Origin of the sequence: Nostoc sp. T09, assembly GCF_002154695.1 — a bacterium.
In the GTDB taxonomy this organism is placed as follows: domain Bacteria; phylum Cyanobacteriota; class Cyanobacteriia; order Cyanobacteriales; family Nostocaceae; genus Aulosira.
Genome location: NZ_MTAV01000002.1, coordinates 180,127 through 192,729, shown reverse-complemented (window position 1 = coordinate 192,729; position 12,603 = coordinate 180,127). Strand labels below are relative to the sequence as shown.

The window sequence follows — 12,603 nt, the reverse complement described above, 5'->3', positions numbered from 1 at the left end:
AACCTTTAACTTTTGACTTCCTCAACGTGGATCTTGAGGTATATTTAACGGTCGTCCAAAACGGTCATAGACTAAAATATCCCACTGACCATTATTAGTAGATTCAAAGGCAATCCTAGTACCATCAGCGCTAATCGTGGGATTGCGGACTTCTGCTTGCAAATTAGCAGTTAAATTCCGCGATTGGCGTGTTTCCCGGTCATAAAGGAAGATAGCCGATCGCCCTTGACGGCTGGCTGCAAAAACCACATAACGACCATCCTCAGAAATACTAGGATGAGAAGCGATCGCATCTAAGGAATTTAAACCTGGCAAATCAACCAAATTGCTAGTTAACCGATCAAACAAGTAAACATCTTGGCTACCTCGTCTGTCAGTAGTAAAAATAATATATCTGCCAGCAATTTGGGGGTTTAATTCTGACGCTAAACTGTTGAGGCTGCGACCTCCTGGATCGAAAGGGTAACTCACAAGGCGGGGATAGCCAAAACAGCCAGTCAACAAACCTGAGCAGGCAAAAACAGATATAAAAATAGAGCGTTTCATAATATTTAGGAGTTATTTCTTAGTCATTAGTTAATCGTAAATAGTCTAATCACTAATAACTCAGAATTCTTTTTCATTTCCACTTATGGTGCTGTGGGTGGTGGAGCGACAGTTGCACCATTGGGAATATCTAACTCCATATTTGGCCCCCGGTCTAGGACTTCAATGTCCCACTGACCGCGGCTGGCGGTTTCAAATACAATATAACGTCCATCAGGGCTGATACCTGGTTTTCTCACCCAGCCACGATAAATTGGGGTGAGAATTTGTGATTGTTGGATAGCGCGATCATAAAGTGCTACCACTGGTCTGCCTTGGTCGCTAGTTAGATAAGCAATGTAACGTCCTGTGTAGCTCAAGCTAGGACTTTCGGCAATTGTCTCCGGCCGGTTTAAGCCTGGGGTGCCAATAAAACTTTGCCTCTCTAAGTCGTATACCAAAATTTGGTGACTACCATTACGATTAGACACAAACGCTAAAAAGCGCCCATTTCCACTCAAAGTCGGTTGCTCTTCTGTGTAACGACTGTTGAGGGAAGTAGGCCCAATCGGAATATCACTGGAATTACAAGACACAAGCACAGTTGCCAGGCTAAAAACTAGGCTCCAATGAATCGGTCTTTGGAGCCAAAATACTGGTGTAAATTTTTTCACCTCAACTATTTTCCATCGCCCCTGACTGTTTTAAATATCATCAAAATTGGTTGAATTATCAGAATTCTCATCTGGTCGTTCAAGCGGTTTGTATTCTACGTAATCAGTTGGTATCGCCTCGTCATCCTCACGCTCTCTGCGAGAAGTTGAGTCACTAGCTGGACGACGCCTTCTTGGTCTGGGGGTGACATCCTCATCACGACTTTCTGGTCGCTGCGGTCCGTTATTGCCACGACGAGAAGGTTTTCTCGTTTCTCCTCCCGAACTATCCCAATCATCAACCTCTCTAGAAGCAGAACCCCAATCTTCTTGTTCCAACCTATCTGAGGGACGACTCACAGAACGTCCAGAAGTACGGCGACGACTTTTATCTCCTACGTCCTGCCTGTCATTCCCGTTGCGACGTTCTGAACGACGGGGTGGTTGTTCCTCATAGTAATCGTCACGAGATGAACGCTCCTCCCTGCTAGCACGAATTCGGGGACGTACAGGGCGTTCCTCTTCTTCATAAGGCAATGGATCTAAATCGTCATCCACCTCAGCCTGATATCCCCGCCGCTTATTATAAGAATAGTTGTTGCTCACTGGACGGTCTTCATCCACAATTGGAGTGTTGCGCTTGGCTTGCTGGGTAGCGATACTACGCAAGCGAATACTTTCAACGGCAAAAAATACGGTTGTGCCGACTAAAAGCAGCTGACCAAATTGCAAAATCGGGTCCAGTCGCCAACCTTGAAAGATCAAAATAAAGCCACAGAGTAAGCCTACTGCCGCAAAAAAGATATCTTGATCTCGTGACAGTTCTGGACGCACAGTCCGCAAAAAATACAGTGCTGCCCCAGCCACAGCCAGGAAAATTCCTAGAATACTGGCTGAGTTCGTTCCAAAATTTACCTGAGCCAGAATACTGGCTGAGTTCAGCCCAAAATTTATCATTGCTGTTTTCCCAATATCAAATCTATGTTAGCGAGTCACAATTAAAATCACTACTCTAAACAGGCACAATATATTTAAGCTTCAAAGCAACTGGTAAAGAAGCTTTGAAGCTGTCCACCGAAAGCTAAAAATTTTTTTGTCTGTCAGCTAAGTATACCTTGTCCCCTGTAAGAGGAATTGCTGCGCTTGCTGCAATTAGGTAGAGAGCTAACAGACTAATGGTTTATGAGAGTCAAACTGACTCCAGCAAGCATTATGAACGCTGGATTTTATCTTTTTGGCTAATGAAAATCAAACCAACTGTCGCAGGAATAACGACAATCACAGCACCCCAAAATAGACTCCAAAGAAAATTTGCTAAAGCAGGTGTCATAGTTCTCAACCTTTTTTTACACACTTCATCATAATTCTAATGGTGTATCACTTCCTTGAGAAGCCTCTAATCATGAGCTACAAAATAACCACTGCCCTCACAAATGATGAGGTTAACTGCCTTAGCGTATTTGCTTTTCGATCCCTAAGAGGAAGTGACAGCATTTGGTTAAAATTATAGAGAGTGCTTTACAAAGCTTAAAAATTTTTTGAATGTCGCTTAGGTTTTTTCTGCGTTCACAGATAGTACTTCAAACCAATGACTGGTGTTAACCTGACTACTTGGATTCTCAATCCTGTGTTGGGATTGATGATATTTTTGTTTATTTTTCGCATTATTCTCACTTGGTATCCGCAAGTGAATCTGAATCAGTTCCCCCTGAATCTCATAGCTTGGCCCACTGAACCTTTTTTAGTACTGTTGCGAAAACTTGTACCACCCATAGGTGGAGTAGATATTACCCCAATTATTTGGGTTGGGATTTTCAGTTTGCTACGAGAAATTCTGTTGGGTCAGCAAGGCTTACTGACCATGTTGTCTCGTGTGAGTTAGGGAACAGGGTATGAGGCATTGATTATTCCGTTGTGTCCTCCTAGCCCCTATTCCCTAATCCTTAAGTACTACCCTTGGCTATTTAACTCCTGCACGAAATTGGTGTAAACATTACCCTGCAAAAACTGCGGCGTTTCCATAATTCTTTGATGAAACCCAATAGTCGTAGGCAGTCCAGTGATTGCGCACTCCCGTAACGCTCGTTTCATCCGGTTAATAGCAGTAGGACGATCGCTTCCCCAAACAATTAACTTACCAATTAGGGAATCATAATAGGGAGGTATTTGGTAATCGGTGTAGACGTGGGAATCAATGCGGACACCAGGGCCACCAGGTGGCAGATAACCACTGATACGTCCAGGAGAAGGGCGAAAGTCGTGGTCGGGGTCTTCGGCGTTAATCCGGCATTCAATGGCATGACCTTGTAAAACTACTTGGTCTTGAGTCAACTTGAGTCTTTCCCCTTGGGCAACCCGGATTTGTTCAGCCACCAAGTCTACCCCAGTAATCATCTCTGTCACGGGATGCTCAACTTGAATCCGGGTGTTCATTTCCATAAAGTAGAATTTACCGGATCTATCCAAAAGAAATTCGATAGTCCCTGCCCCACTGTAGTTAATAAACTGGGCAGCTTTCACGGCAGCTTGGCCCATTTTATCTCGCAGATCTGAGTCGAGAGCGGGGCTGGGAGCTTCTTCTAAAAGCTTTTGATTGCGTCGTTGAATCGAGCAATCCCGTTCACCTAAATGGATGACGTTGCCGTAATTATCTGCCAAAATTTGAAATTCAATATGGCGTGGACGCTCAATAAATTTTTCTATATAAACGCCAGAATTACCAAAGGCAGCACCTGCTTCTCCTTGAGCCGCTAGGAAGAGTTTGACAAATTCGCTCTCACAAGTCACTAGACGCATACCCCGTCCACCGCCACCAGCTGTGGCTTTGATCATGACTGGATAGCCAATATCTTTGGCAAATGCTAATCCTTCTTGCTCAGACTCTACCAAACCATCACTACCTGGTACTGTAGGTACCCCAGCCTTTTGCATGGTTTCTTTGGCAGTGGATTTATCACCCATCAAGCGTATAGCTTCGGGGGTTGGACCAATAAAGGCAATATGATGGTCAGCACAAATTTCTGCAAACCGGGCATTTTCTGCTAGGAAGCCATATCCAGGATGAATGGCGCTAGCATTACGCGTCAAGGCGGCAGCAATGATATTGGGAATATTCAAATAACTTTTACTGCTGGCAGGTTCGCCAATGCAAACCGCTTCATCGGCAAGTTGCACATGTAGAGCATTACGGTCAACAGTGGAGTGAACGGCAACTGTCGCAATTCCCATTTCTTCACAGGCGCGGAGAATACGAAGGGCGATTTCTCCCCGATTGGCAATTAATATTTTGTCAAACTTCATTTTTTAGCTTCGATATCTGTACCAGTAGATTGACATTCTCTCCCATTCAACTTGCAACAATGCTTTCCGCCTTATTTCAAATTATGACAGGAGATTCCCTAACCTCATCCCAAGAAGAGGGTATAAGCCCTCCGGGAAGCTTCCCAAAGGGTAGGATTTGGCTGAGAGTGCCTACGGGGTTTAACTAGATTAACAATATTGCTACTGTTCGTCTCTTGCATTCACCCAAACTAGGTTGTTGCAAGCGTACCGTGCATCCCACGTTGGCTATACCCCTTTTAATATCACTCGTGAAGTGACTATATTTCTGTCCGTCTGATATCCGCTGGCAGAAAATTTATGCTATATTCTTAATTCAGTGATAAAACCCGTGCGGATGTGGCGGAATTGGTATACGCGCACGCTTGAGGTGCGTGTGGCTTTGCCTTGCGAGTTCGAGTCTCGCCATCCGCATTTTTTAGTGAATAGTTAGTTAAAAGTCGATGGTCAATGGTTGCAAAACCTGGAACCATTGGCTTTTGACTTTGGAATCTTTACTTAATACTAGTTTTTTATGCTTTCATAGAAATAAGTGAACTTTTGTAAAGAACATTGACTGCTATTTTTAAGCCGACAAACAATTTAACACTGCCAGCAGCATGGCATCGTCTGACTCCGATTTGGCAAGGTGGGGAGGACGTAATCAAGCAAAGTTTGCCCCACTCTCAACTGGCACCAACTTGGCAAATGCTACTTTTGGGCGATGGCTCACCAACACGTCACTTAGAATTGCTCACAGGTGAGTCAACGGAAGTGGATGTAATTGATATGTCATTAATTGGCATGGACTCAGATGCTGCTCCCGATTTAATTCAAGCTGTCCCAGGTCCACGACTGCGGCGACAGGTTTGGCTGCGCACCGCTTCTGGTCAGCGATTGGCATATGCTACTTCTTGGTGGGAAGCCAGCCATGTAGATGAGTATTTGCAAAACCGTTCATTACCGATTTGGGCTAGTTTAGCGCGTCTGCGCACTGAGTTGTATCGGGATGTCCAAGGCATTTACTGTGGTTGCTCACCTGGTTTAGAGTCTGGTTTTGAGGTGAGTGGGCCTTTTTGGGGTCGTCACTATTTGTTTTGGCATCACGGACAGCCTTTGACATTAATATATGAAGTTTTCTCGCCTTATTTAACTAAATACTTGGGTCCTATGCAGCTAAGTTCTAGTAATCCCTAAAAAGCTAAAACTAAAGATTCTTTTTCTGACCTTTTCGCTGAAGATACAATAGCAACTTGGCAAAAATTTAGTTTGTAATTGGCTAGTATAGGCACATGCCTGATGGCAAAAGGCAGACAGAAATATGAGACTGTAAGCTTTTAGGTGATTTCTAACTGCATAGTTATTTTCATCACGCTGCATGAGTTTTTATAAATTTTAAATAAATAACAAAAATTAACAATAACTGTATTGAAGTTGAGGAAATTAGTACCTTTATTCACTACAAAACCTGTCAATTTAAGGATTATTAAACCTAAAGATCGTGGATTTCAACGTAATTCTGAATATTTTTGCTTTATCCAACAAAAATTAGCTGCTTATCATTGAAAATGAGGAATAATGTTTGAAATACAGCAATGCAATGTGACTAAATTTGTGCTTTAAGCTAGTATCCAATTTTTCAAATTTTTACTTCATGCCACAGTAGCGATCGCGTTCTTGCACAGTAAAAGCAACAGCTAAGTTAGGTGAACTAATATAGCTGTACTGATGACTTGCAGCTTTGTCAAGTTAGTTATATCCTCAGATCGCTTGGGATAACGAATTTGCTTTGGGGAATTTTCCACCTTGTTCTGCGAAATAAACTAAAGTGTGTTACCAAAGGTGATTAACCACAAAAATAAAGCTTTTGAAATAGTTGGGAAAGTTGAAGACCAAAGGAGCATCAATATCTAGGGTGGATAAATTAATGTAATTGGCTGCCCTAGAGCATGGGAAAACTTTTGGTTTACTTGACCAATCAAGTAATGAGTTCGTAAGTATGAGGTGTAGGTTTCAATGGCACTGCCTGTTGTGTCTGTTCCGATAAAAAAAAGAAAGAAACCATCTCTGGTGCTGACACTCTCTGCTGCTGGATTATTGATAGGTCTAGGGAGCGCAGCATACTGGTTATTAACTCAAGGGCAACCATTTTCCAGAGATTTGCCAGTAGGAGCAACTATTATTCCTCAGGATGCCCTGTTTGCGGTTTCTCTAACCACAGATCCTAAACAATGGCAGCAATTGCAGGAGTATGGGACAAAAGAAACCCAAGCAGAGTTGGATAGAAATTTAATAAAATTGCGCGATCGCTTTCTAACTAGTAATGGTTATGACTTCCAGAAAGATATTCAACCTTGGGTAGGTAATGAAGTTACGCTGGCAATTCTCGCACCCCAAGCCAGTCAACCTGCACCCAAACCAGTTTCTACGAATGCAGATGCTGCTAGTAGTCAGCAGTCGATGGTAATGGTTCTGCCAGTAAAAAACCTAGAACAAGCCAAAAGCCTGTTGGCAAACCCCAAAACCTTAAAACAAAGCAAATGGATTGATCGCACATATCAAGGTTTTGCTATCAAACAAACCGATGGGCAAGCAGGGGAAAATATCTCAGCAACATTATTAGATGGGCAGTTCTTAGTTATTACTGATAATCCCAAAGCCACAGAACGAGCGATTGATGCCTACAAAAATAAAACTTCCTTAGCAACAACAGGGGGTTTTGCGGAGAATTTTCCCAAAATTGCTAATTACCAACCTTTTGCTCAGTTTTATGTGAATGTGCCAACAGCTGCTAGGATAGCTGCGGCTGCACCCAATCGCCAATTACCCGCCCAAGTTTTGGCTCAACTTCAGAATAACCAAGGCTTGGCAGGAACAATTAACTTAGAGCCGCAAGGCATACGTTTAAAAGGTGTTTCTTGGCTCAACCCGAATAGCCAGCGAGTGCTGGCGGTGGAAAATAAAGCGGGGAAAATGCAAAGCCTGGTGCCAGCCGAAACCTTAATGATGCTTTCTGGCGGGAATTTACAGCGCTTGTGGGGAGACTATGTTTTAACATCACAAGGAAATCCCCTGTCGCCAATCACAGCAGAACAGCTACGAGGTGGTGTGAAATCCCTGACAAATCTAGATTTAGATCGAGATTTACTCCGGTGGATGAAAGGCGAGTTTTCTTTATCAGTAATTCCCAATACGCCAAAAGATGTGTCAACAGCAGACTTTAGGGCTGGGTTACTGTTTATGGTACAGGCAAGCGATCGCACCTTGGCTGAAACATCCTTAAAACAACTCGATGAAGTTATGAAAAATCAATACCAATTCCAGATTCAACCGGGATTGGTAGCTGGTAAATCGGTTGTCAACTGGGTGGGACCTTATGGTACCTTAGCAGCTACCCACGGCTGGCTAGATGGAGATGTTGCTTTCTTACTAGTGGGTGCGCCGCTCGCCGATAAAATTGTTCCTAAACCTAGTAATACCCTAGCCAGCACAATCCCTTTTCAACAAACAGTACCCTCGGAACCCAATCCGACAAATGGTCAATTTTTCCTGGATGTCGAACGGACGGCGAAAAATTTTCCCCTACCAATCTTGTTTCCCAATCAACAAACTTGGTTAGCAGCAACACGTTCCATTGGCGTAACAACAGCCGTCAGCGATAGTCGCAGTACTCGCTACGACATTTTTTTCTCACTCAAAAAAGTTGACCGTTCATAAGAGGGGATGAGGGAGACAAGGAGAACAAGCAAGTAGGGATGCAGGGAAATAAATAACAAAGGACAAATGACAAATGACAATTGACTCTTAACTTGATAAAAACCTATGACCCAATAACCTCTAAGCAGATAGGATCAGAACAGTCAGAATCAATATTTTTAAAGAATCTACTGGGGAGAACACTTTATGAATCTGGTTGTACTCCAGAACTGGCTGGACAATGCCTCTTTTGCCGTCTTATTCTTCACCATGCTGGTGTATTGGGTAGGGGCAGCTTTTCCGAATCTGCCGATCATTGCAGCCTTGGGGACAGCTGGAATGGCGATCGCAAATTTGTGCATAGCCACCTTATTAGGGGCAAGATGGATAGAAGCTGGTTATTTTCCACTCAGCAATTTGTACGAATCACTATTTTTCTTGACTTGGGGAATTACCACCATCCATCTGATTGCTGAAAATTCTAGCCGCAGCCGCTTAGTGGGAGTGGTAACTGCTCCTGTGGCAATGGGAATCGCAGCTTTTGCTACCCTGACGCTACCATCAGAAATGCAAGCAGCAGAACCCTTAGTACCGGCACTCAAATCAAATTGGCTGATGATGCACGTCAGCGTGATGATGTTGAGTTATGCTGCTTTAATGGTGGGTTCCTTGCTAGCGATCGCTTTTTTGATCGTCACTCGCGGTCAAAATATCCAACTACAAGGCAGTTCTGTCGGTACTGGTGGCTACCGCAGCAATGGCTATAAGTTGCACAAAGCAGGCGAGTTAGTTTCTCAACCACAAGCACCTGCTGCCGAAAATAATGGTTTTGTTCGCTATGAAAGCAATAGCAACGGTAATGGTAAAACCGCAGTTTTGAATTTAGTAACTGCCCCTCAGTCCCAAACCGTCACATCTGCTGAACCTCTTTCACCACAACGTCTTAGCCTTGCCGAAACCCTAGATAACATCAGCTATCGCATCATTGGGCTAGGATTTCCCTTACTGACAATTGGTATTATTGCAGGTGCTGTTTGGGCTAACGAGGCTTGGGGTTCTTATTGGAGTTGGGACCCTAAAGAAACCTGGGCATTAATCACTTGGTTAGTCTTCGCGGCCTACCTCCATGCCAGAATTACTCGCGGTTGGCAAGGGCGTCGTCCAGCAATTTTAGCTGCTAGTGGCTTTGTTGTCGTTTGGGTTTGCTATTTGGGTGTGAATCTTCTTGGTAAGGGTTTGCATTCTTACGGTTGGTTTTTCTAAAAAACGTACCCCTTTCTCTGCTAGCGGAGAAGGGGACAATTAATTTTTAAACGCAGAGTCACACGGAGTAAACGCAGCGAAAACTTTCTCGAAGCCGGGTTTCCCTGCGTAGGAAACTTTTAAAGACAGAGGATTAGTTGTGAATAAATATGGTTAAAACCCCAGTTCAAAAATTAACTTTTGAGGATTTTTTAGAACAGTACCCTGATGGTTCTGGTATCTATGAACTGGTAAATGGAGAGATTATCAAAGTGGAACCTACTAGGGCACATAAGAATGTAGCAAGATTTCTTATGCTGGCCTTCAATGATGAAATTAGGCGTTTAGGACTTGACTATATTGCTGATAAAGATGTCGTAGTTAGAACATTTTCTCAAACTGGTGAAGAACAAGGTAGAAATCCTGATGTGAGTGTAGTTAAAGCATCACAGTGGAATAGTAATGTGCTAGCTTATGGTGCGCTAATTGAGCCTATTCAACTGGCTGTAGAAGTGACTTCAACTAATTGGGATGATGATTATATAGACAAACTAGATGAGTATCAGCGACTTGGTATTCTTGAGTATTGGATTGTAGATTATTTAGCGATCGCTTCTCGTACTTATCTCGGTAATCCCAAACTGCCTACGGTTTTTGTTTATCAATTAATTGATGGTCAATATCAAGTGCAAAAATTTACAGGGAATGACCGCATTATATCTGCTACTTTCCCAGAATTACAAATTACTGTTAAACAAATTGTAGCTGCAAGTCAGATTCAAAAACTTTAATCACAGTTTATTTATAAAGTAATTATACAGCGTTGTCAGGTAAATAAGGTACACAGGTAAGGGTAGAAGAATGTGTTTTATTTTTACTTAAGTTTGTAGCATAAAATCTTCTGGGTCTATACCCCAATTTACCCAACTAATAGCCTCTCTTGCGGATGCTATATTTGGAGGTACGCGCAATATATGAATATTTCCTGTACTGGGACAAATCATTTTTAATAAACACATAGATTCTAGAGATGTAGAACCACGCCGATTTATTTCTTGGTAATTATCAATTCTTAATAAAGTGTATTCTTGCCAACTATCTAACTCAATTGCACCCAATTCTTCACAAATGCGTTTGTAGCCAATACCTTGAATCAAAACTCTTCTGAGTTCTGCGTTACGTTCTTCAAGTAACCATGTTGCTTGCCATTGATTTACAAATACTTTACCGTATTTTTCAGGTAGTCTAACACCTTCATAAGCATATACTTTAAAACCATCAGCATACTCTAATGCTGGTTCCCCTTCTGCGTGGAGACGGTTTTGATTGTTGAAGGATAGTTTAGTAGGGCGATCGCAAATTAAACAAGCTTCTTGATAAGTATAAATTCGTCCGCAATTTTTCAGAATATTTTGGTAAATATCCCATGTAGAGTGTTTATAAAATCTGAGTTCTGAAATACAAAAATCCAACCAGCCACATTCATAGCAAATAATGTCTGTTTGCATATGACCAGATTCAAATTCATAACGTAGGTCATATCCAATTTCCAGATCTCGCATTTCTTGTTCAGAAATTACCTCTATATTCCTTATTATTTCCCAGAGTTGTCGATCTGTTTGAAAATTCTTATGAGCAATATCGTTAAACACGATTTCCATTAAAATTTCTCTGATTTGAGGTACAAGCTCAGAATAATCTAATTCAGAATATGAGTCTTGAGAACTAACGTGTTTAGCAGCAGTGTAAGGGCTATCAAAGAAAATAATCTCTGGCTCATCTTCACCTATTACATCATAAGCTGCCTTCACTGCCTCAGCTGCTTTTTCTTTATCAATTCTCTCAGTTGATAGCGCAATTTTTCTCCACTTATTTTGATAAACAGCAATTAAAGCTTTTTGTTCTGGAGTTAGTGTTTGAGTTTCTTGATTAGACATTCTCAGCTAGAAAATCATGACTACAGTGACTTCAATATTTAATATTATTTATATGCGCTCGCTGAAATAACAATTTTAGTATCCGAAATTGCTCTAAAGCGCAACTACAAGCCTTTTATATTTTTTATCAATGCATTAAAACACAACTTTACCACTTCAAATAAGCAGCTTCAATTCCTTGTTCGCGCTTAATTTTGCTATCTTTTTCAAACCAAGCAATTACCTGTGCTGTGGTTAAATCTTCTATAGCAACACCATATTCTTGGGCAATATACTTTAAAAGCTTTAGGGATGAAATTGTCAATCTTGTTAAAAATTTTTCTGAGGAAGACAACAAAGCAGCATCTACTTTTGCTGACTCTTCCACACTTAAAAACTGTTCTGATGGCGAATTTGTCATTTGTCCTTTGTCATTAGTCATTGGTCATTTGTTATTTCTCTGTGTCACCGCGTCTTGCGTCTCCGTGTCCCCCTTGTCCTTTTTGTCTGCCTGATCCCTATTCCCGCGCTTGGACTAAATACCCACAACGATGTTCGCCATTGATAATCCAGTGGGTGCGCTCTACTGTACAATCTGGGAGAACAGCGGCGAACATTTCTAATTCATGACCACAAATACTGGGGAATGATTCGGCAACATTAGAAATAGCGCACTTATGTTCCATTAAGATGAAGCGATCGCATTCTGAGGAGTCATGGGAATCTACAGGATGATACTCGGCCATAAAGCCTTCAGCTTTTCTAAATTCCACTAGATTGGCTACACGCTCTTTTAAGGAACCCTTACCTAAGCGATCGCGGTATTCTTGCGCCTTGCGTTCCCACTGTTTTTGTAAAATTGTTTTAACTTGGTCTCGCCCTACCGTTTCTGCTAAAGTATCAAGCAGGGAAACCGCAAAATTTCCGTAACTATCACCAAAGCGATCGCTCTGACGATGTAGGCGATCGCGTCCTAGCGAACTGAGTTGATAAACGTGCTGCGGACGCCCCATCCCCGGCTGCACTGTGGTTGAATACAAAATTAGCTCTTCCGCCTCCAAATCCTTAAGATGGCGACGGATCGCTTGGGGACTAATATCTAAGACTTCAGCTAGCTCAAAAGCAGTTGCTTGTGAGTGTTCGAGGAGATATTCCAGAATATCTTGCTTCGTTGAGGATTGGTGGGTAGTCGCCATCTTCTCTGCCAGACGCTGCGCGAACGTCCCAAAAATTTCTTTGAAAATTTGACTTTA

General features: G+C 42.3%; 13 protein-coding genes and 1 tRNA gene. 6 read left to right on the top strand and 8 right to left on the bottom strand.

Annotated features, from left to right (window positions below):
- Positions 1-21 precede the first annotated feature (21 nt).
- The 4 genes from BV372_RS01240 to psbX form a co-directional block, all read right to left on the bottom strand.
- On the bottom strand, positions 22-546 hold the full coding sequence (locus tag BV372_RS01240; RefSeq protein ID WP_086681989.1) for a TolB family protein: 525 nt from the start codon (positions 544-546) through the stop codon (positions 22-24).
- An 83-nt stretch (positions 547-629) separates the two neighbouring features.
- Entirely contained in the window at positions 630-1,199 is a 570-nt protein-coding gene (locus BV372_RS01235) for a TolB family protein (protein WP_086681986.1), read from the bottom strand.
- A 30-nt stretch (positions 1,200-1,229) separates the two neighbouring features.
- Positions 1,230-2,135, bottom strand: a complete 906-nt coding sequence (locus tag BV372_RS01230; protein ID WP_086681983.1) for a Ycf66 family protein — start codon at positions 2,133-2,135, stop codon at positions 1,230-1,232.
- 253 nt (positions 2,136-2,388) lie between these two features.
- On the bottom strand, positions 2,389-2,508 hold the full coding sequence (gene psbX / locus BV372_RS01225) for a photosystem II reaction center X protein (RefSeq protein ID WP_086681980.1): 120 nt from the start codon (positions 2,506-2,508) through the stop codon (positions 2,389-2,391).
- A 258-nt stretch (positions 2,509-2,766) separates the two neighbouring features.
- On the opposite strand from psbX, the gene BV372_RS01220 reads away from it, so the two are divergent.
- Positions 2,767-3,060 carry a YggT family protein gene (locus BV372_RS01220; protein ID WP_086681977.1) on the top strand — a complete coding sequence of 98 codons (294 nt, stop codon included), beginning with the start codon at positions 2,767-2,769 and terminating at the stop codon, positions 3,058-3,060.
- Positions 3,061-3,128: 68 nt separating this feature from the next.
- Here the strand turns inward: BV372_RS01220 and accC are convergent, their stop codons facing one another.
- On the bottom strand, positions 3,129-4,478 hold the full coding sequence (gene accC / locus BV372_RS01215; protein ID WP_086681974.1) for an acetyl-CoA carboxylase biotin carboxylase subunit: 1,350 nt from the start codon (positions 4,476-4,478) through the stop codon (positions 3,129-3,131).
- 372 nt (positions 4,479-4,850) lie between these two features.
- Between accC and BV372_RS01210 the strand changes: the two genes are divergently transcribed.
- From BV372_RS01210 to BV372_RS01190, 5 genes are all read left to right on the top strand, one after another.
- Positions 4,851-4,931: transfer RNA gene (locus tag BV372_RS01210), tRNA-Leu, on the top strand.
- A 138-nt stretch (positions 4,932-5,069) separates the two neighbouring features.
- Positions 5,070-5,693, top strand: a complete 624-nt coding sequence (locus BV372_RS01205; RefSeq protein WP_086681971.1) for a chorismate lyase — start codon at positions 5,070-5,072, stop codon at positions 5,691-5,693.
- Between the two features lie 819 nt (positions 5,694-6,512).
- Positions 6,513-8,213, top strand: coding sequence for a DUF3352 domain-containing protein (locus BV372_RS01200; RefSeq protein ID WP_086681967.1), 1,701 nt, complete (start codon positions 6,513-6,515; stop codon positions 8,211-8,213).
- Positions 8,214-8,399: 186 nt separating this feature from the next.
- Positions 8,400-9,455, top strand: a complete 1,056-nt coding sequence (gene ccsB / locus BV372_RS01195) for a c-type cytochrome biogenesis protein CcsB (protein WP_086681964.1) — start codon at positions 8,400-8,402, stop codon at positions 9,453-9,455.
- Positions 9,456-9,604: 149 nt separating this feature from the next.
- Positions 9,605-10,225 (top strand): Uma2 family endonuclease, encoded by a 621-nt coding sequence (locus tag BV372_RS01190; protein ID WP_086681961.1) that lies wholly within the window; start codon positions 9,605-9,607, stop codon positions 10,223-10,225.
- Between the two features lie 87 nt (positions 10,226-10,312).
- Here BV372_RS01190 and BV372_RS37335 read toward each other — a convergent pair whose 3' ends face one another.
- The 3 genes from BV372_RS37335 to sufR all read right to left on the bottom strand — a co-directional run bounded on the left by BV372_RS37335 (position 10,313) and on the right by sufR (position 12,546).
- Positions 10,313-11,371, bottom strand: a complete 1,059-nt coding sequence (locus tag BV372_RS37335) for a DUF6745 domain-containing protein (protein WP_086681958.1) — start codon at positions 11,369-11,371, stop codon at positions 10,313-10,315.
- Positions 11,372-11,519: 148 nt separating this feature from the next.
- The gene (locus BV372_RS01180; protein WP_256973054.1) at positions 11,520-11,792 is read right to left on the bottom strand and encodes a hypothetical protein; all 273 of its coding nucleotides are present in this window, start codon (positions 11,790-11,792) and stop codon (positions 11,520-11,522) included.
- A gap of 76 nt (positions 11,793-11,868) precedes the next feature.
- Positions 11,869-12,546, bottom strand: coding sequence for an iron-sulfur cluster biosynthesis transcriptional regulator SufR (gene sufR / locus BV372_RS01175; RefSeq protein ID WP_086681954.1), 678 nt, complete (start codon positions 12,544-12,546; stop codon positions 11,869-11,871).
- Positions 12,547-12,603: the final 57 nt, after the last annotated feature.